General features: G+C 64.7%; 11 protein-coding genes. 7 read left to right on the top strand and 4 right to left on the bottom strand.

Features of this window, described 5'->3' with window-relative positions; all coding sequences use genetic code 11:
• Positions 1-16 precede the first annotated feature (16 nt).
• Positions 17-1,141: an LLM class flavin-dependent oxidoreductase gene (locus PIN31009_RS21725; RefSeq protein ID WP_150791555.1), complete on the bottom strand. Its 1,125-nt coding sequence runs from the start codon at positions 1,139-1,141 to the stop codon at positions 17-19.
• Between the two features lie 279 nt (positions 1,142-1,420).
• Between PIN31009_RS21725 and PIN31009_RS21720 the strand changes: the two genes are divergently transcribed.
• The 6 genes from PIN31009_RS21720 (at position 1,421) to PIN31009_RS21695 (ending at position 11,623) form a co-directional block, all read left to right on the top strand.
• Positions 1,421-2,779, top strand: coding sequence for an acyl-CoA dehydrogenase family protein (locus PIN31009_RS21720; RefSeq protein ID WP_150791554.1), 1,359 nt, complete (start codon positions 1,421-1,423; stop codon positions 2,777-2,779).
• Positions 2,776-3,438 carry a cysteine dioxygenase family protein gene (locus tag PIN31009_RS21715; RefSeq protein WP_150791553.1) on the top strand — a complete coding sequence of 221 codons (663 nt, stop codon included), beginning with the start codon at positions 2,776-2,778 and terminating at the stop codon, positions 3,436-3,438. Before PIN31009_RS21720 ends, PIN31009_RS21715 begins: the two co-directional genes overlap by 4 nt.
• Positions 3,439-3,603: 165 nt before the next feature.
• The gene (locus PIN31009_RS21710; RefSeq protein WP_174997344.1) at positions 3,604-5,223 is read left to right on the top strand and encodes a rhodanese-related sulfurtransferase; all 1,620 of its coding nucleotides are present in this window, start codon (positions 3,604-3,606) and stop codon (positions 5,221-5,223) included.
• 176 nt (positions 5,224-5,399) lie between these two features.
• The gene (locus PIN31009_RS21705) at positions 5,400-6,530 is read left to right on the top strand and encodes a glycosyltransferase family 9 protein (protein ID WP_150791552.1); all 1,131 of its coding nucleotides are present in this window, start codon (positions 5,400-5,402) and stop codon (positions 6,528-6,530) included.
• 238 nt (positions 6,531-6,768) lie between these two features.
• Complete coding sequence (locus tag PIN31009_RS21700; protein ID WP_150791551.1) at positions 6,769-9,081, top strand: autotransporter outer membrane beta-barrel domain-containing protein; 2,313 nt, start codon at positions 6,769-6,771, stop codon at positions 9,079-9,081.
• 247 nt (positions 9,082-9,328) lie between these two features.
• Positions 9,329-11,623: an autotransporter outer membrane beta-barrel domain-containing protein gene (locus tag PIN31009_RS21695; RefSeq protein WP_150791550.1), complete on the top strand. Its 2,295-nt coding sequence runs from the start codon at positions 9,329-9,331 to the stop codon at positions 11,621-11,623.
• A 112-nt stretch (positions 11,624-11,735) separates the two neighbouring features.
• On the opposite strand, the gene PIN31009_RS21690 is transcribed toward PIN31009_RS21695, so the two are convergent.
• The 3 genes from PIN31009_RS21690 to PIN31009_RS21680 all read right to left on the bottom strand — a co-directional run bounded on the left by PIN31009_RS21690 (position 11,736) and on the right by PIN31009_RS21680 (position 15,589).
• Complete coding sequence (locus tag PIN31009_RS21690) at positions 11,736-12,245, bottom strand: hypothetical protein (RefSeq protein WP_150791549.1); 510 nt, start codon at positions 12,243-12,245, stop codon at positions 11,736-11,738.
• Positions 12,242-13,174 (bottom strand): transcriptional regulator, encoded by a 933-nt coding sequence (locus tag PIN31009_RS21685; protein ID WP_174997324.1) that lies wholly within the window; start codon positions 13,172-13,174, stop codon positions 12,242-12,244. Before PIN31009_RS21685 ends, PIN31009_RS21690 begins: the two co-directional genes overlap by 4 nt.
• 162 nt (positions 13,175-13,336) lie before the next feature.
• Positions 13,337-15,589: a hypothetical protein gene (locus PIN31009_RS21680; RefSeq protein ID WP_150791547.1), complete on the bottom strand. Its 2,253-nt coding sequence runs from the start codon at positions 15,587-15,589 to the stop codon at positions 13,337-13,339.
• A 261-nt stretch (positions 15,590-15,850) separates the two neighbouring features.
• Between PIN31009_RS21680 and PIN31009_RS21675 the strand changes: the two genes are divergently transcribed.
• A complete protein-coding gene (locus PIN31009_RS21675) occupies positions 15,851-20,896 on the top strand; it encodes a hypothetical protein (RefSeq protein ID WP_150791546.1) in 5,046 nt (1,681 codons plus the stop codon).
• The last annotated feature ends 239 nt before the right edge of the window (positions 20,897-21,135 follow it).

Below are 21,135 nucleotides of genomic sequence, written 5' to 3'. Positions count from 1 at the left end.
GGTCGGCTGGACGTGATCAGGCGGCGCGGCGCGTAGCGCCGCTCTCGCTGTTTTCGCTGTTTTTGCCGTTCTGGCGGTCGCGTTCGGCAACGAGCGTGCGCAGGCGCGGAATCAGTTCGCGGCCGTAGTCGATGGTGTCGCCCAGCGGGTCGAAGCCACGAATCAGGAACGTGCTGACGCCAAGGTCGTAATAGTCGAGGAGCGCGTCGGCAACCTGTTCGGGCGTGCCGACGAGGGCGGTCGAGTTGGAGCGTCCGCCGATGAGCCCGGCGATCTCCGTCCACAGCACTTTGTCGAGGCGCGCGCCCTTGTCGGCTGCTGCCAGCAGACGCCGTGCGCCTTCGCTTTGCAGGGCCGAGCCTTGCGACAACCCGGCCGCGGCGCGAATCGCCTTCGCTTGCGCCAGAATCTGGTCGGCGCGAGCCCACGCTTTGGCTTCGGTTTCGGCCAGAATCGGGCGGAACGACACCGAGAAGCGGGGCGTGCGTCCATGTACGGCCGCTGCCGCGCGCACGCGGGTGGTCAGCTCACGCACCTGATCGAGCGATTCGCCCCACAGCGCATAGATGTCGGCATGTTTGCCCGCGACTTCGAGCGCCGCACCGGAGGCACCCCCAAAGAAGATCGGCACGTGCGGCTGCTGCACCGGCTTGACTTCCGAGTAGCCCTGCTTGAAACGGTAGTACCGGCCCTCGTGATCGAACGGCTTGTCTTCCGTCCAGATACGGCGAAGGATGCCCAGATACTCGTCGGTGCGCGCATAACGCTCGTCATGCGAGAGGAAGTCGCCATCGCGCGCCTGTTCCTCGTCCGACCCGCCGGAAATGAAGTGCACGCCCAGACGGCCGCCGCTGAATTGGTCGAGCGTGGCGATCTGGCGCGCAGCCAGCGTCGGCGCGGTAAAGCCCGGACGATGCGCGAGCATGAAGTGAATGTTCTCCGTCACCGTCGACGCATAGGCAATGGTGAGCGTGGCCGACGGGCTGGTGGAGTGGTGCGGCACGAGAATCCGGTCGAAGCCCGATTGCTCGTGGGCGCGGGCGAATGTGCGCACATAGTCGCGATCGACCACGGGGCCGCTTTTCGGATGAATTTCGGACTGCTTACTGCTTTGGATCATGCCGATGATCTCGACGCTCATGAGCGCTCTCCTTGCTTTCTCTTGTGGGGCAACAGAGGCGGCAGCGCGGACAGGGCGACGTGGGCCGGTTTGCGCTACACGCCCATCGATCGGAACAGACGGTGAACGGGAGTGAGCCTACGCAAACAAATCTCGGCCGTTAAATAATCATTTACGCAAAGATTATTCAATATGGATGGTTGGGCTTATGCGGGTGGCGCCTTACGCTATGAGCACTGCCTGAAACCCGGCGAACCGGCGCGTCCTATGCCGGACGCGTATTTGCTTATTCCAAATCTCATGTCTACCGTTGCTCAACCTTCCGAGTTGGCCGCGCCGGGCGACGACCGTACCGGCGTCTCCGGCGCCGTGCTGCATCTGGCCAGCACGCAGGGCGAGGTGCGCCATCCGGGCGCCGAGGCCCGTGCCATCCGCGCCGACACGTTTTCGCGATTGCTGGATGCGCGCTTGCCGCAGCTCACCCGCGACTTCGCTGCGGGGGCTGCCGCGCTCGATCGCGATGCCCGCTTCCCGTTTGATAACTTCGCGCAGTTGCAACGTCACGGTCTGATTGCTGCGGTGATTCCGCAGGCCCATGGCGGCCATGGCGCGGGGTTGGCCGAGGCACGCCGCATCATCGGCGCCGTGGCGGCGGGCGAATCGGCCACGGCCCTCGTGCTGACGATGACGTATCTGCAACATCGCTCGCTGGTACGTACCAGCACGCGATGGCCCGACGCCCAGCGCAACGAGGTGTTCCGCAGCGCTGTGACCGGCGGCGCGCTGATCAATGCGCTTCGCGTCGAGCCCGATCTGGGCACGCCTGCGCGCGGCGGTCTGCCGTCGACCATCGCGCGCCGTACCGAGACGGGCTGGCGGCTCTCGGGCCGCAAGCTTTATTGCACCGGCATTCCGGCGCTTAGCTGGCTGTCGGTCTGGGCGCGCACCGACGAGGCCGAACCGCGTGTCGGCGTGTTTCTGGTGCCGAGGCCAGCCAGTTTTCAGGATGGCGGGGATGCGCTGGATCGTCCGGGCATTCGCGTCGTGCCGAACTGGGACCATCTGGGGCTGCGCGCATCGGGCAGTCACGAAGTCATCCTCGAAGACGTCGATCTGCCGTTTGGCAACGCCGTCGATATCCGCCCGTTGCACGAGTGGGCACCGGCAGGCATCGGCCAGCGCGACAACGATGCCCACATCGAACAGCAGGCGTGGATGAGCGTGCTGCTGGGCACGCTGTATGACGCCGTGGCGCGCGCGGGCACCGAATGGCTCGTCACGTTCCTGAACACGCGCGTCCCGGGCAATCTGGGCGCACCGCTCGCCAGCGTGCCGCGCGTGCAGGAGACCGTCGGCGAAGTCGCGGCGTTGCTGCACGTCAACCAGCGCCTGCTCGATGCGGCTGCTGCCGCCGCCGATGCGGGGCAGCCCGACGACGACATCGCCAGCGGCGCACTCAAATTCACCGTGACGGGCAATGCCATCCGCGTGTTGGAACTGGCCTTGCAACTCACGGGCAATCACGGGCTCTCGCGCAACAATCCGCTCGAGCGCCATCATCGCGACGTGCTGTGCAGCCGCATTCACACGCCGCAAAACGACACCATCCTGAGCGCGGCCGGCCGGCGCGCGCTCGCTGCCTTCCGAGTTCACGCATGACCGCTGCTTTGGTTGAAAACAACCCGCCCAACGTCTCCGACGTTGCTAATTTGTCCGCGCACGACTACGACGCTCTCGACCCGCTGCGCAACTTTGTCGCGGCATTTTCACGGCTGCTGGAACGCCGTCCACACGAGACGACCTTGCTCGAAGAAGGCGCTGGCCTGCTCGCGCAACTGGTCGCGCGTGACGACTGGTTGCCTGATGCGTTCGCCACGCCGCACCCCGAGCACTATCAGCAATACCTGCTGCATTGCGATTCGGGGCAGCGTTTCAGCATCGTCAGCTTTGTCTGGGGGCCGGGCCAGCGCACACCGATTCACGATCACACGGTGTGGGGGCTGATCGGCATGCTGCGGGGCGCCGAAGATTCATTGCCCTATGTGCTCGATGCCAAGGGCGTGCCGGTCGAAGCCGGCGAGCCGGTGCGGCTGGTGCCCGGTGATGTGGAGATTCTCTCGCCGCGTCTTGGCGACATTCACCGTGTGACCAATGCCTTCGACGATCGCGTTTCGGTCAGCATTCACGTGTATGGCGCGAACATTGGCGCCGTGCACCGCAGCGTGTTCACTGAAGCGGGCGAGCGTAAAGGCTTTGTCTCCGGCTACGCCAACGCGCAATTGCCGAACCCATGGGGCAGGGCGGCGCAGCGCGTCTGACGCCCTTGCGCGGCGCGCCGCTCATGCGATGCCGCAGCGCACCACATCGCGTGGCACGGGCGGCCGGGGCTTCTGCCACAATGGCCGTCTGGCTGCGCAGGCCATGCCCTCCCTATTGCTTGATTCCGTATTCAAGGATTTGCTGTGTCCGATCATTCGACCGACGTGCCGTCGCAGACGGCCGAACCTGCCTCCTTTGCCCAACTGACCTTTGCCGACGTGCGCGCCGCGTTGCTCGCCGGGCAGGAGATCGCCCTGCTGGACGTGCGCGAGGAAGACCCGTTTGCGCAGGCGCATCCGCTGTGGGCGGCCAACCTGCCGCTGTCTCGCGTGGAAATCGAAGCGTGGGCGCGCATTCCGCGCCGCGATACGCGCATCGTCGTCTACGGCGAGCACGACGGGCAGGACCTCGCGCCGCGTGCCGCTGCCGTGCTGCGCAAGCTGGGCTATGGCGACGTGAACCTGCTCGCGGGCGGCCTCGACGGCTGGATTGCCGCAGGCGGCGAAGTGTTTCGCGACGTGAATGTACCGAGCAAATCGTTCGGCGAGTGGGTCGAAGGGCTGCGTCACACGCCGTCGTTGTCCGCGCAGGAAGTGCAGGCGTTGCTCGACGACGAAGCCGACGTGGTGGTGGTCGACGCGCGCCGCTTCGACGAATACCAGACCATGAACATCCCCGGCTCGACCAGCGTGCCCGGCGCGGAGCTCGTGCTGCGCGTGCGCGAACTCGCCCCCGACCCGGCGACGCGTGTGATCGTCAATTGCGCCGGCCGTACGCGCAGCATCATCGGCACGCAGTCGCTGGTGAATGCCGGCCTGCCCAACCCGGTGGCGGCGTTGCGCAACGGCACCATCGGCTGGACGCTGGCCGGTCAAACGCTGGAGCGCGGGGCGCAGCGCCGTCATCCGGCGCAGGTGCGCGAAGCGACGCTCGCCGTCGCGCGTGAAGGCGCGCGTGCCGTGGCCGACCGTGCTGGCGTGCAGCGCATTGCGCTCGATGCGGTGGCAACGCTGAACGCGCCCGGCCGTACCGTGTATCGCTTCGATGTGCGCACGCCGGAAGAATATGCGGCCGGTCACTTGCCGGATTTCGCGAGTGCGCCGGGCGGGCAACTCGTGCAAGAAACCGATCATCAGGCCCCCGTGCGCGGCGCGTGGATCGTGCTCGCCGACGACGATGGCGTGCGCGCCGACATGACCGGCTCGTGGCTCGCCCAGATGGGCTGGACCGTGTACGTCGTGGAGCCGCACAGCGCGCACGCGCGCAGTGCACAGGGCGGTTGGCCGTTGCACACGCCAAGCGCGCCGGAGGTCGCCTCGGTCACGCCCGCGCTGCTCGCACGCTGGCTCGACGATGCGGCGCCCGGCGAGATTGCCGTGCTCGACTTCACGGCGAGCGCCAATTACGTCAAACGGCATATTCCGGGGGCGTGGTTCGCGATTCGGGCCCGGCTGGCCGAGGCGTTGCGCGCCGTCGGTCCGGCACAGCGCTATGTGCTGACGTGCGGTTCGAGCCTGCTGGCGCGCTTCGTGGCGGCGGACCTGCGCCACCTCACCGATGCCGAGATCGTCGTGCTCGAAGGCGGCACGCAAGCGTGGATCAACGCAGGGCTGCCGCTGGAGACCGGCGAAACGCGTTTGGCCAGTGCGCGCGACGACCGCTATCGCCGTCCCTATGAGGGCACCGATAACGCGGCCGAGGCGATGCAGGCTTATCTGGACTGGGAGTTCGGACTGGTCGATCAGTTGCATCGTGACGGCACGCATCGCTTTCAGGTGATCTGACGCCGCCGCACGGGCCATCCCGACATTCCCGACGTTCCCGACATTTCCGGCAATCTGGGCAGTCTGCATGAGCGGAGCGGCAAGCGTGGCATACTCCGGTTTTTCCGAGGTCGCCGGCGGGCTCATCGACGTGAGCACGGGCCGGTACGGCGGCCCGCTTGCCCTCCGATTCGACCATGCCATTGCAGCGCTTCATTGCCCGCCGATTGGGCGCCCTCACCGAGCCCAGCACGCGTATTCCCTACGCGTGGGTGTATCACGAGCCCGACGTCTTCCTGCAACGCACGTCGCATCTCAACGTCGCCAAAAAATATCTGCATCGCCGCCTGCGTCTGGCGCTGAGCGGTCAGGCGAGCCGCGAGGTGCGTCACGTGCCGCCCGATGCGCGCGTGTTGTGGATCTATGGCGGCAAGGCGTCGGTGGGCGATGCAGTCATGGACCTCTCGGGACGTGCGCTGCTGCGCGGACGTGAGGCGCCGGTCGATCTGCTGATCACCCCCAGCCTCAAGGCGGTATTCGAAGGCGACGACATCTTCCGGCACGTCTACGACGATCCGAAGGCCGTGAATCCGGCCGATTACGACGTGGTCGTGATGCAGGAATTCAACTACCCGACGCTGCGCATCAAGCGACGCCATTTCCCGGCGTTGCCGTTCGCGTGCCTGTTCCGTTTCTTCCACGGCCCGGATCGCAATCAGACGCAGTTCAGTCTGGCAGCGGTCAACGATGTCTTTGCCCTCGGCCTCGGTCCTGACGCGTTGTTCTCGCGCGCGAAGCCGTATCTGCGTGCGGAGACCGATCTGCCCGAGAGCATCGCGCAGCAGCTGCCACAGCGTCCGTATCTCGTACTGGCGATGGGCGGTGTGGAACCGCGCCGCACCTATGCGCACTGGCGCGAATGTCTGGCGGCTTACGACGCCGCCTACATGACGGGTATGCCGGCGGGCATCGTGCTGCTCGGTTCGGGCAATGGTGTGGACGCCGCCAAGGCGCTCATGGAGGCGGAGTTCGCGCATCTTCAACTCGTCTCGTTCGTGGGCCAGCTCACGTTGCGCGATGCGAAGCGTGTGATCACCAACGCGGCGCTTTTCGTCGGTGCCGACGGTGGCCTGATGCACGTGGCGCACACCACACCGACGCCGAGCGTCACCCTGTTTGCGAAGGCGGAGCCGCCGTATCTGCGGCTTACGCCGGGTTGTCAGTCCACCCCGCTGCAAACCGAGAGCGACGTGAGTGCGGTCGATCCGGTCGAGCTTGCCGATACGATCATGGCAACGCTCGCGGCATCGCCGGCGCGGCTGCGCTGATCCCCGGCGCTTTCATCGCTTTCGTCACTTTCTTCGCTTTCATCACTTCCCCCCTTTTTCGACACACGAAGTCCCGCCGCGCCGCACCTGTCAACGTTGACAGGTGACGCTGCCTCCCCACAGGCCTATGTTGATCGCAGGCGGCGGCGTCGACGATGGCTGTGTCAGGATCGAGCGTACGTAGGACGGCTGTCGCGTTTAGCAGTCCGTCGTTCCTTTCTGAAAAGGAGCCAGCGTCATGCCTACGTCAACTTCCACAGCACCCCGGCAGCGCGTTCTGGCTTCGGCCATCGGACTCGCCCTCGCGACACTCGCGGTGTCCTCGCAAGCCGGCACGGTCATCGGGACCAATCAGACCATCGACGCACCCGGCGACGCGGCCGAAACATGGACAGTCAGCAACACCGGCTCTCTCACGGTCAATAGTGGTGCCGCGACCAACTGGATTGCGATTCAGGGCGCGCCCCCGTCGACGGGCCCCTCGACGCTGACGACCAACGGTGCGACGATCATCTCGACCGCACCGGGGGCCGGTGGTGGTACGCCGCCAGCCGCGGTCACGATCGAGAACTCCAACGCGACGATTTCGAATTCGACCATATCGAGCGCGACGAATGCCGGCATTCAATTGGTGGGGCAGACCACCGCCGGCCTCGTTGCGCCCACGGCAACCGTCACGAACAGTACGGTGTCGGGCTTCCAATACGGCATCTCGGTATCGTCGAACGGCGTCCTCACGTTGAATAACTCGAACGTGAGCGCCGGAACTGGCGCCGCGGGCGGGATCAACGGCGGCGTCGTGAACTTCGACTCGACGGTGGTCGCCACGGGCGGCACGATCAGCGGCAACATCTCCGGTGTGACAGCGACCACGACCAACCTGACCACGGAGACGACCTCGACCACGACCTTGAGCGGCGTCAGTGTGAGCAGCGCGACCGGTGCCGCAATCGTGGTGCAACCGGCCCGTCCGGCAGCGGCCTTCGAGGGACACACGGCCAATATCCTGATCGAGGCCGGCACGACACTCACGGGCGGCAACGGTTACGCCTTGCAAGCCACGGGCCTGATTACCGCCAACGCCACGATCGACAACTCGACCATCGTCGGCAACGTTAGCGGTGACGGTACGGCCACGCTCAATCTGACGTTGCAGAACAACGCCAACCTGACCGGTTCGCTCGCCAACATCAACGTGCTGGCGGTCAATTCGAATGCGACGTGGCGGCTCATCAGCGACAACACAGTCGGGACGGTGACGATGAATGGCGGGAACATCGATATTTCGGGCACCGCGCTCGGCACACCGACCACGCATACGCTGACCATTGCCACGCTCTCCGGCACCGGTACGTTCCTGATGAGCACGAATCTCGGCACCCACACCGGCGATCTGCTCAACGTGACGGGCACCGCCGCCGGGACCTATCAACTGCACGTGCGTAACTCGGGCGGCGAGCCGACCAACCTTTCACCGCTCACCGTTGTGCAGACCGGTGGCGGGGGCGCAGCGTTCTCGCTGGTCGGCGGCAAGGTCGACGCCGGCGTCTACAGCTACACACTGGAGCAGCAGGGCAACAACTGGGCGCTGGTCACCAACCCCGGTTCACCGGAAGACCCCGGTGAAGGCGATCTGACGCCGGGCGCGAAGACCGTGCTCGGACTCTCGGGCGCGGGGCCGACGGTCTGGTACGGCGAAGCGGCCATCTTGCGTTCCCGGCTGGGTGAACTTCGTATCGGAGACCAAAGTAATAGCGGTGTATGGGCACGCACTTTCGGCAAGCAATACAACGCCAAGCCGGGGGACGGCACCAGCTACCGGCAAACGCAGTACGGCGTGATCGGCGGTGTCGATGGTGTGGTCGGCCAGTCGTGGGGCGGTACGTGGCTCGTCGGCGCGATGATGGGCACCAGCCACAGCAAGCTGAGCTTCGACAACGGCTCGACCGGCGGCGTGAACAGCTACACGGCAGGTCTTTATGCGACGTGGATCACTAAGGGCGGCTGGTACTTCGACGGCCTCGTGAAGTTCAATCACTTCGTCAACAGCGCCGACGTCATCATGAGCGATGGCACCGGTTCGCACGGCGGCTTCAATAACAACGGCATCGGCATGACGCTCGAATTCGGGCGGCACATCGAGTTCGGCAACCGCTGGTTCGTCGAGCCGTACATTCAGGCGTCGATGGTGCGCATCGGCGGAGATAATTTCTCGCTGGATAATGGTATGCAGTCATCGACATCTCACACCGGCTCGGTCGAGGCGCGTATTGGCGCGGCGCTGGGCAAGACGATCGAACTGTCCGGCGGCGCACTGCTGCAACCGTACCTGAAGCTGGCCGTGATTCAGGAGTTCATCTCGAACAACCAGATCATGATCAACGGCCTCGGGTTCAACAACGACATCTCCGGCACGCGCGTCGAGTTCGGGGCCGGTGTGGCGGCACAACTGCGTCACAACCTCCAGATCTATGCCGAAGTGGAAACGAGCGCAGGGCACAAGATCAGCCAGCCTTGGGGGGCTCAGGTCGGCTTGCGCTACGCGTTCTGACGACATTGGCGGGCGCTCGCTTCGACCCGAGGAGAGACGGGTCGAGAGACACGGGTCGATGAAAAGTAATGAATATCGCTGAAATTCGTCATTAAATCAGTGGTTTACGTCATATTTGGTTCTACCGTCTGCCTCGTTGGTCAACTTTCAACGAGGTCTTCTCTTGGCGCATTCGACGTTCTTCCCGCGTTCGCAACCTTCCCAGCTTTCCGTTCTTCCTGCGCTCTCTCAACGCGCCCAGTTACCGATGCGTGTTCTGGCCGCGTCGGTGTTCCTTGCCATGGCGGCAGTGTCGACTGAAGTCCGGTCAAAAGACATCGTCATCGGCGCGCCTTGCATCGGCACCGACCTCAGCGGCTTTTGCAATCATGGTCACAACGAGATCGACGGCAACAGCGTTACCGTGACCGGCGCCGGCCGGGCCCGCCTGATCGGTGCGCCGGACCGCGCGACCTCACTGGAATATCTGCGAGTGCTCGGCGGTGGCACCGTGGAAGCTTCGAATCTGACGATTTCCGGCCATTTCACCGCCGACATCTCCAGTGGTCTTCTCAGTGTCGTCGACGGCAGCCGTTTATCGCTGACCGATTCGACCGTCATCAATACTGGCGACATCGCGCTTTCCGTGGGGCGCTCGACGCGAGATCCGTCGCTGTCACCGGCGATCGCGAGTCTGGATAACGTGAGCCTGAAAGCGGTCGGCCGTGGGGTGCTCCTGACCGGCGACGCTCTCCTCGAGATGTGGGGCGGCGAGGTGATCGCCGAGCGTGGCACGGGCCGGTTGAATTACGCCGTACAGGTGACCGACAGTGCGTTTCGCGCCTACGGCGCGCGCCTCGTCGGTGCCGATCACGCGGTAGTTATCCTGACGGAAGTCAACCCGACCCAAGCGGGCTCGGAAGTCATCCTCTCCGGCGCGACGCTTGAGTCGGAGGATGGCGCGGCCATCAGCATTTATCGCGAGCGCGGGTCCACGCCAAACGACTTCGACGTGTCGCTCGCCATCGTGAACGGCACGACCATCAAGGCGGGCAATGGCACGCTGATAGAAGTGGGTTTCGATCAAGTGATCGATGACCCGCTTAGCGTGGACATTACGGTCGACAACAGCCGTCTGGAAGGCGACATCAAGATCAAGGATTACGTCGATTCCGATCTTACGCTGTCGAATCATGCCGTCGTCACCGGGCGCATCGAAGGCGCTGATCGTCTTCATCTCAACGACGGCGGCGAATGGCGCCTGATCGAGAGCAGTGCGACCGCCAATATCGCCATGCAGGGCGGTATCGTCGACATTCACGGCACGGCGGCCGAAGGGCAGTACCACACGCTGACAGTCGGTTCGCTCTCCGGCACGGGCATGTTCCGCATGAGCGTGGATCTGGTCGATGCCGTGAGCGACCAACTGCATCTGACGGGCGGGGACTCGACCGGCGACTTCAACCTCGCCGTAAAGAACACCGGCACCGAGGCGAAGGTGGAGCGTCACCAGCTCGTGCAGGACGACGGCGGTGCCGCCGGATTTTCGGTGCTCGGCGATAAGGTCGATTTCGGGGCTTATTCGTACAGCCTGCAAAAAGAAGTGATCGACGGCAAGACCTATTGGCATCTCGTGCGTGACGGCGGACCGTCGGCCGGTACTGACTCGATCCTCGGCATTTTCAGCGCGATTCCGACGGTGTGGAGCGGCGAAGCAGCGACGCTGCGCACCCGTCTAGGCGAAGTGCGCATGGCGCAGGAAAAGGAAGGCGGTGTTTGGGCGCGCACGTTCGGTAACCGTCACAACGCGAGTCCGAGCGTCGGTCAGGGATATTCGCAAGACCAGTGGGGCTTGATCGCCGGGGCAGACCGTGTGATCTCACGCAGCGACAACGGCACGTTGCTGGTCGGTGCCATGGCCGGTACCAGCAGCAACAACCTGAAGTTCAATGTCGGCTCGACCGGTTCGATCGAAAGCTACACCGCCGGTGTGTATGCGACGTGGCTCGGCACGCGTGGCTACTACCTCGACACCGTCTTGAAGTACAACCACTACCAGTCCGAGCTCGACGTGCGCATGCGCGATGGCCAGCGCAGCAAGGGCGACTTCAACAGCAATGGTGTCGGCGTCTCGGCAGAATTCGGCCGCAAGATCGCGCTCGCCAATGATTGGTTCGTCGAGCCGTATTCCCAGATTTCGGCAATGACGGCGGGCAGCGCCGAATTCACGCTCGATAACGGCATGACGGCCAAGTCAGATCGCAATGCGTCGGTACAAGGGACGTTGGGCGTGACGCTCGGCAAGACGTTCGAGACATCGAAGGGCAATTTCCAGCCCTACGTGCGTGCTGCCGTCGTGCAGGAGTTCGTGAAGAACAACAAGGTCCGCATCAACGACATCGAGTTCAACAACGATCTGTCGGGCACCCGGGGGGAAGTCGCCGTCGGTCTGGCGGCGCAGATGCAGCACAACCTGCAAGCCTATCTGGACACGTCGTACTCGATCGGCTCTCGTCTGGACAAGCCGTGGGGTGTGAACGTGGGCGTGCGCTACACCTTCTGACGCGCATTGCAGTCCCCAAGACTTCTTTCGTGACGAAGCGGGGGTGGGGCCGATCCCCGAAAGGTCGGTGCCGCTTCCTTGCCCCGTGTGACTTCTGTCACGCGGGGTTTTTTTATGGCCGTGCGCAGTACACGCGAGGTTGATCGGCAACGGCGACCGCCATGCCTTCACCCACACGCATCGCCTGAAAATAATCGGTGTTTCCCGGGCGAAAGCCCGGCAGCAGGTAGCGATACACCATCTCGTCGTCGGACGCGTCGTTGATCAGCCGCGTCGTGCGCGTGGTGGTCACACGCAGGATGTTGCCGACCGACTGATAGTCGAACTCCATGGCGCGATGTACACGTGTGAGCGGTGCGTCGCCGGGCTTACCGGTATCGGGGCTCGCGCGCAAAAAGCCCGAGAACCGCGTGAAGCCGGTGCCGTCCGGCCGGTACTCGGCATCCGCCCGGCCCCACGATCGCACCAGCCGTTTGCCGGAGTGCGTGGCGAATTCGACATCGGCCAGACATTGCCACTCGACGCGCTCCGGCTGCATCGAGAACCAGACGGCGCCCCACGGCAGCAGCGTGGCAAGGGCCATGCCCAGAACGAGATAACGCGGACGAATCATTGACGTCATGAGGAGGCGTGGGCCGCTTGCTGGTTGACGATCAGATAGGACACGCAATCGGGGGCGTGTTCTTCAATGGCATAGCGGCAGAGGATGTAGCTGGACGTATCGCCATGGGCGGTGTCGTTCATGTAGACGCGTCGCGTGTCGAGGTCCCCGACCGATACCGGTGGCTCCCGGTGAAGTGTGGCGATGCGATCCGCGATGAAGGCGGCGTCTCGCGCGCGCTCGGGCGTGATGAAGTAGCGGTGCGTGTCGTCGCCGTCAACGGGCAACCAGACGGCTGCTCGTGCGTTCGTGCGCAGGTCGCCGCGCAGCGGCGGGATCACCTGAAACGCCGCGAGCGTGCTAATGAGCGCGATGCTCGCCCAGATGGCGGTGGCCATCAAGGGCCGGACGGTGAACCGGGAGACAGCGCGAACTGACAATGACACCGGCGGCGATGTCGCTGGAATACCGGCCGCTACGTTCGATGCCTGTGCTTCTGCCGCTGATGAAATTTCTTTCTCATCTGCGTCACTTTGGGCATTTTCCCGGCCAAAGTGCGGCATGGGCAGCACCGGAGAGGCAGGAACGACGCTGGGTGCGGTGTTGGCGTCCACGAACGGACTGACCCTGACAACCTGATTCAGGCGATAGCCGATACGAGGGACGGTGACGAGCACGGCCGGATCGACGCTGGCTTGTTCCAGCGCCCGCCGGATCTGGACGATCGCCTGACTGAGGTTGTTGGCGGAGACGACCGCCCCGTATTGCTCCCACGCCTGCGCGAGTAGTGTCTTCTTGGTGACGATGTCGCCATCGGCTTCGAGCAGCACCAGCAGGCATCTGGCCGCGGCGGCGCCCAACGAGAGCGGCACGTCGGGGGCTTGCAGGCTCTCCAGTGCGAGGGTGTCGCTGTCGAAGCGGGCGGCATCGCCGATGAGGTACTTGGCCATGTCGAGGGGTCCGGAGGTGTCTGCGTTGCCCCATGTTACGTCGAAAACGCCGCTGTAAAAGTGTCGAGCCCGGCACCTCGGCCCCATGAAATAGACCGCACACCCCGTCAGGCGTGTGCGGTCTCAACGCCCCGTTACCGGGGCTGAAGGGGCTTCTGTCGACTAACGCGCTTTCTTGCCACCTTTTTTCGGCTTGCCATTCGACCAAGGCGACGGCATACGGGTGCGGCCGATGCGAGACACGGCTTGCAAATTGCTCATATCGCTCATATCGCCGGACGTCGACCAAGGGCCTACCGGACGATCGGGGTCAACCGGCGGATTGTTGTTGACCCGCGTGTCGCCGATGACGAACGACTCGCCCGACGTGACCGATTGCCCGGCGGCATTGGTGACGGTGACCGTGGCATACACCTGCCCCAGCAAGTGCACGTACTGAATGCGCTCCCACGGGTACCGGACTTCCACTTCCTGTCCAACGTCGCTGATCGCGACATATTTTTCGAACGAGTAGCCCGGGATCGGTGTGTCGCCGGGTTGGCCAAACTCGGCCCTGTCGATCGGCCCGAGCGCGCCGGTGCGCCCGAAGGCGGCATAGACGTGAACGTGCAGCAGATCGCCGTCCTTCATGTTGATGTAGGGCTGCACGAAGAGCGGCGCGTAGCCGACCCCCTTACCTTCAGGCGGCGGCGGTGAGGTGTCGTCATACCCGATGTTCTTCCTGAAAAGCGGCGGCGGCAGCGGATCGCCTCCGCCCGGCAGTTCGCCTGCGCTCTCTACCGTCACGTCCTGTTTGACGGAGTAAGCCACGTTGAACAAATCGGGAAGGGGGCCGTTGGCCGGCCGAATCAGGCGGGCGCTCGTGTACATCACCGGAATCTCGCCCGAGCCATGGGCGGTGATTTCAGCCTCGGGCAGCACAAACTCCAGATCGACGCCCGCAGTGACTTCTGCGGCGGTGACCGTGTGTTCGAAAAACGCGAGCGGCCACGGATCGTCGTCGGTAAAGGCATCGTCGGAGTAGTACAGACGAATGGTGTCGCCTGCCATGAAGGCGGCGTCACCGGCACCGGGCCCCATTGCAATTTCCCATGGCACGACGAAGGTAGCGTCGGCCGTCGAATCCGCAACCGGAATGACGTTTTCATCGTCGCCGGCCTGCCAGCCGTTGCGGCGCACGATTGGTACGCCGAGCCCCTCGTTTTCCGGCGTTTCCGGGTCGGGATCGATGCCGCCGGACTGATCGAGATTGATCACGACGGGCGTCGGAGGTGATACGCCGAGCAGACGCCCGTTGCGAAGAACTTCATAGGCGACGTCGACATCGTTGTCGCCTTCCGTCAAGACCGATGCCAGCAACAGAGCATAGGGGATGACAACGAACTCCATCGGGTCGTTGGTGTCGGTTTCGTTTGTGACGATGTGCGGTGCGCTGCGAAGCGTGGGACTCCAGAGCACGATGATCTCGTCACCATCGAGAATGCCGGCATGGCGCGGAATGCCGACCTGAACCGGCTCGCGGGCGTCGGCCTCGTCGATGATCCCATCGTCGGCATTGCGCGGCACGATGGGGGCGAGCAGGTCATCCATCCCTTCGTTGATGAACGCGGGGACTTTGACCGGCGTGGAGCGCAACGAGGTGTTGCCTGCCAGATCTGTGATGTCGTAGGTAAAGGCGAGCGTGCCGTCGCCGAGCGCTTCGAGCTGGGCGCGCGTGAACGTGACGACGAGATCATCGTTCGCGCCGCCGACGGGGATCATGACCGAGACTTCGTCGGTGGTGCCGGTGTCTTCATTGACGAGGTACACCGTGACCGTATCGCCGTCGATACGACCGGAGTAGCTGAGAATCGTGCAATCGAGCACGTCGCCCAAGGCAGTCAGCTTCGCATCGCTCAGGCCTTCCGCTTCCACCCCTTCAGGCAGATCGAGCCGCCCGAGTTGGGGTGACCCCGGCGCTTCGGTATCGACGATGTAGGTGAGGAGAGGAGCGTCGTCCGTCTTGTCATTCGAGATCGAGGACTCCAGGAAGTACGTCAACGTGTGCGTGCGGTCTGCGCGGGGCGCCGGGATCGTAAAAACCAGTACGCCGCTGGTGAATTCCTCCGTCGTGATGTCGCGCACGGGCTGCGGCACATCGTCGATTTTGAGATGGACAAAATCACCGTCATACCAATTGGGCAGCAGGATGGATGTGATCGTCAGCTCATTCGCCTGCCAGGACGACAGTAGCAACAACTGGTCCGGAAACCCCGAGGGAAGCGTGACAAGGGCAGCCGCTTCGATGACGAGGTCGTTTGGCGCCTCCAGAATCGCGGTGGCGCCCGCTTTACCCGGTGGTTTGTCCTTCTTGAGCGCGATCTTACGGCGGCCGGGGACTCTGTACTGCGCATAGTTCGCAGAATCGCGTTTCATGGCGGACTCCTTCGTCTACTGATTCGGACGTGCGTCTTGTCCGGCGGCGTTTGCCGCCGGGACACTGCCGTAGACGGCAGCCCCGTCACTCGCACGCAGCGTCGGGGAGCCCATTGTGGAACCGGAGATTTGTGCCCGGTAACTGTCAACGTTGACAGTTGGCGCGCGTGAGGCCGGCGTGGCTTGATGGGACACCGGATTGCCGGCCGCGCCACCGCTCATGTGGCATTCCCCCGGTTTCACGATCATGCGGAGACGACCATGCTCACGAACGACGCCCTGTCCGCCCTTCAGGCGAATTCATCAGCCAGTGCGAGGGGCAGTGCGACGGGCTCCCATGGCGTGCTTGCGCCGGTGACGCGCGACCCGACCTACGAGGCGTTGGTCGACTTCGACCCGCCACAGATCCCGGCGGCACAGGCCTACGACGGCATCGGTGCGCGCGACGTCAACAAACCGGACGGCAAGATCAAGGTGATCGTGCCGCCGAGCATCCTGTGGGATCTCGGCGATTCGATTGCGCTGTACTGGGGTGACGATCGCGTGGCCGTTGCACACCACGTGCTCGGCGCCGGTGACCTCGGCCTGCCGCTGACGCTGGAGGTCGACGTGCTCATCGTGCAGCGCGTCTACGATGCCTCGGGGCTGCAAGTCAGTCCGGTCGACGTCTGGTACGTGTTCACGACCGGCAATACGGGCGATGAACAGTCCTCCGTGGCAACGACCATCATCGTCAAGCTCACGTTACCCGGTGGCCCCGATCCCGATCCTATCGGCACGCCGTGGACCAACGACAATCTGGCGCCGGCCGAGATTCCCGACGGCATCATCGGCGGGCCGGACGCCGATAACGGCGTGCCCGTCACCGTGCTGCCGTGGCTCAACATGGCCGAGGGCGACGTCCTGCGCATTCGCTGGGGCACGCAGTCGGTGTTTCATGCGCCGCTCACCGCCAGTGAAGTCGGTCTGCCGGTCACCGTCATGATCGGCAAAGCGACGATCATCGATGCGGGCGACAGCGACACATTGATGGTCACCTACGACATCGACGATATCGTGCGCGAGTGGTCGCTCAACTCGCTGCCCGTCTTTGCGAAAGTCGAAGCGGGCGACGCGATACTCTCGCCGCCGACGGTACTCGAAGCGCAGGCCGGCGATCTCGACTACGACGCACTGGGTGGCGACGACGCCACGATCGTCATCGCGTTTCAGGACCCGCCCATGGTGGTGGGCGGCACGTTGCATATCGTCTTCGACGGGCTGGCGTCGGACGGCCATACGCTGCGTCACGAATTCGACGTGGCCATCGTGTCGCAAGCCCCCGTCATCGGTGCGGACCTGCCCAACGATGTGATCGGTGAAGTCACACCGGGGACAGCGTCGCTGTACTACATCGTGCGCGACGGCACGGGAGACACGGGACGCTCGCAGCGCACCTCGCTGCGTATTCTCGGCGAGCGCGTGGCGTTACCCGCGCCAGTCGTGCCGGAAGCCGTGGGCGACGAACTCGATCCGGCGGACGCTACGGCAGGGGCGACCGTCGTTGTTGCGGCGTGGGCGGGCATGGCCGTCGGCGACGTGTTGACGTTGCGCTGGGAAGGCACCAAGGCGAGTGGCTTGCCGATGGTGCACACGGAAGACAAGACGGTGGCGGCCGTGGGGGCATCCGTGAGTTTTCTGGTGCCGCCCGATTACGTGGCGGGTCTCGCGGGCGGGGCGGTGGACGTGTTTTACATCGTTAAACCGGCGGACGGCGATGCTTCGACGCGCGAGTCGGACCATCTCGCGTTGCGAGTGACCGGCGAATCGGCCCTGCCGGCGCCGCAGGTGGTGGGCATGGTGGGCGGAGAACTGAATCCGCCGGACGATCCGGTGGCGACCGTGGACGTCATCATCCCCGTCTGGGAGTTGATGAGCGTGGGCGACGTGCTGGAAGCGTTCTGGGACGGCCAGTCGCCGGAAGGCTCGACCAGCGGCGAGGTCACGATGACCGCGGCCGATCTGGCCAAGCCATACGTCTTCACCGTGCCGCGCAGAGTGATCGATGTGAACGCCGCAGGACAAGGGGCGGTGGACGCGTGGTATCGCGTGACGCGCGCCGGGCAGAGCACACCTCAAACGTCTGCCATCACGCGCTTTCGTGTGGTGGCACCGTCGCTCGACCTGTTGCCGCCGCCCAAAGTCGATGAGGCCGTGGGCAATATCCTCGACCCCGCGCCACTGCCGGCCGCAGGCGCGACGATACGTGTCGCGCCGTATGCGGGGATGATCGCAGGCGACTACCTCACCCTTCGGTTCGGTCCCGGCACCGGCGGCGGCGAGCACATCGATGTGATCGACGTCACCGAGAACATGGTGGGCCGCGACATGACCCTGCGCGTGCCTAAGACGAAGGTGCAGTTCCATCTGAGCAGCACGGTCATCGTCAACTACACCGTTCACCGGCTGGACGGCAGCGAACAGGATTCGGAAAACCTTGTACTCTCCGTGCGCAGCGAGACGAAGTGGCCGGCCCCGGATGTGGACGAAGCCGAGGGCGATTACCTCGACCCGGAACTGGCTGAGTTCGGTGTCGCGACGCGCGTATTCGGTTACACCGACATGCAGCGCAACGATCGCATCGTGCTGCACTGGGGCAACCCGGGCGATACCGGTTATTACACCGACAGCATCACGGTGAGTACCGAGCGCGACTATCAATTTCGTCTTCTGCCCGAGGACGTCACCCCGTGGATCGGCCGTACGGTGCCGATCTGGTATGAGGTCGAGCGCGGCACGCAGCACTTTACGTCGGAGACGTTTTCGCTGCGGGTCGGCATGGCACAGCAGGAATTGCTCGATGCGCCCGATGTCGTCGAGGCCGGGGGCGGCATTCTCGATCCGTCGGACCTGATCACCTCGGCCACCGCACGCATTCCGGTGTACGACGGCATGCGCAGCGGCGACTACATCCACATGACATGGGGCGGCGGCCCGGGCAGTGGCGGGCTGGAGTGGTTCATCGACGTGACGCAGGGCATGGTCGGCAACCCGATCACGCGTCCGATCCCGCTGGCGAACATCACGCCGTTCGACGGCAAGGATGTCACGCTCGTGTACACGGTCGACAGCGGCACGCCGCCTGAGCGCCAGTCTGAGGAATACACCGTGCGTGTGCAGCGCGGGACGATGGATCTGCCTGCACCCGAAGTGCCCGCCTTGCGTGACGACGGTGTGCTCGATCCGCGCGATGTTGCGCAGGGGGCCGAGGTGCGCGTGCTGCACGTAGATGGCATGCAGCAGGGCGACACCATTCGTCTGCACTGGGACAGCACGATTGACGGGGGCAGCGACGAACAGGACAAGATCGTCGGCAGCACGGCGGATCCGATCACGTTCACGGTGGCGACCGACAAGGTGCTGGCCGGTGTGGATGGCGGCGTAGCGGCGTGGTACGAACTCGTGCGCGGCGGCTCGGTGATCGGCACCAGCGACAAGCTCGATTTCACCATCAAGCTGTCGGCGCTGCCGTTGCCGGTGATCGATCAGGCCGACGGCGACACGCTGGACCCGGACGACGTGCCGGCCGGTGGCGCCACGGTCACGCTCGCCGCGGCGGCGTTCTTCAAGCAGGGGGATCGCATTGCACTGTCGTGGGACGGCGCACCGGGCAATGGCACCGGTCAGTATTCGCATACGGTGACGGCAGGCGAGGCGGGCAACAGCGTCAAAATCGCCGTGCCCAAGGCCATTGTCGAAGCGAACAACGGCGGCACGGTGGCGCTGAGCTATTCGGTCACACGCGCGGCGGGCGGCCCCGTGGAGACCTCCGGACGCAAGATTTACGACGTACGGCGCGAAATCGGCAGCGGCGATCTGCTCGTCATGGGGGCGCGCTACAACGGCTCGGTCTATCGCGCGTCGAGCGCGGCGCAATACCTGCGGGCGCTCAATCGCACGTCTCGTGCCGATCTGGTTGCGGAATGGCGTTACGACGACGAGGTGACGTGGACGACCGGCGTGACGTTCAAGGACACGCGTCCATGGCGGTCACTGCTGGTGCGATCGGCCACCAATCAGGTCACCATCAACGCGGCCAACATCATCGGCACGGGGGGCGACAGCGTCACGGTGCAGGGCAATGCGGCGCTCGTCGCCTATCTCACCCGAAAGAACGTGATCGGCTGGGGCAACGCGGCCTATGGCGCGAACGTGCCACCGACCATCATCACTTACACCGACGTCGTCGAGGTTTCATCGACGCGCTCGGCTTATGCCCTCAGGCGAGTCAACGGACAGGTCGCAGTCTGGGGCAATACGGCCGAAGGCGGGGCGATTCCCGGGGGCGGCGCTGACATCGTCAACGCGGTGCGTATTCACAGTAACGGCACGGCCTTCGCCGCAGTGCGCGGCAGCGGGTACCTGAGCGCCTGGGGGACGGCCGCGGCCGGCGGTCAGTTGACGGCCGAAGCGCAAGGCCTCACGGACGTGGCGTTCGTGGCGGCGACGGGGACGGCGTTCTGTGCGCTGCGCCGTAACGGGCAACTCGTCGGTTGGGGCACCACCGCCAGTGGGGGGACGGTGCCGCCCGAAATCAAGGCACTGACCGACATTCACGACGTGCGCGGCAACTTCACGGCGTTCTGCGCGTTGCGCGCGACCGGGGCAGTGGTGGCGTGGGGCGTACCGGCCGACGGCGGCGCCGTACCGCAGGCCATTGCGGTGCGCACCGACATCATCGAGCTCGCCAGCGCGTCGTCGCGAGCGCTCGCGGTTCGTACCGGCAACGGGCAGGTGCTGACGTGGGGACAAGCCGGTTACGGCGGTGCAGTGCCCGCCGAGATCGGCGCGCTGAACGATATCGAAGAGGTAACGGCCACATGGGGCGCGTTCTGCGCACGGCGCGGCAATGGCGCCGTCGTCGCGTGGGGTGACGCGACACGCGGCGGTGCGGTGCCGACAGACATTGCCGTGCTCACAGACATCGTGCAGGTCGCTGGTTCGAGCGGCGCCTTCGCGGCCTTGCGCCGCAACGGCACCGTGGTGACGTGGGGGCTGGCTGCGGTCGGTGGCAATTCGTCCGCGGTGGCCGGTCTGCTCGTCAACATCCGCGCGGTGTATGCCAATACCGATGCCTTCGTTGCCATCGAGGACGTTGGCGGGGCGGTCACCTGGGGCGTGCCCACGGGCGGTGGCAACAGCGATGCGGTGAGACCGATTCTGGATACCAACCTGTTCTATCAGGCGCTCGCCGGTGGTGCGTCAAAGCATGCACGGGCAACGCAAAAGGGAAGACCCGTCGCGGCAGCACCGGTGCCAGTCAAATGAGGCCGGCCGATGCGGGGCAATGGCGGCACTGTGCGCGCCGGTCGTTTCAGGCCGGCCGGCAACGCGCCGTCGTCGAGACACCCGGCAGCGATGTCTGGTGCCAGATTCCCATGGCCAGCGCCCGGCGTGGCCGCAACGGTCGACGGTTGTCCCGGCGCCGCGCCGAGTGAGGGCGGCGTACGCCCGCGCCCGGGGCTCACTGTCAACGTTGACAGTTGGCGCGCGTGAGGTCGGCGTGG

Source organism: Pandoraea iniqua (assembly GCF_902459685.1).
GTDB classification, from domain to species: Bacteria; Pseudomonadota; Gammaproteobacteria; order Burkholderiales; family Burkholderiaceae; genus Pandoraea; species Pandoraea iniqua.
This window is presented reverse-complemented; position numbering and strand designations above follow the sequence as displayed.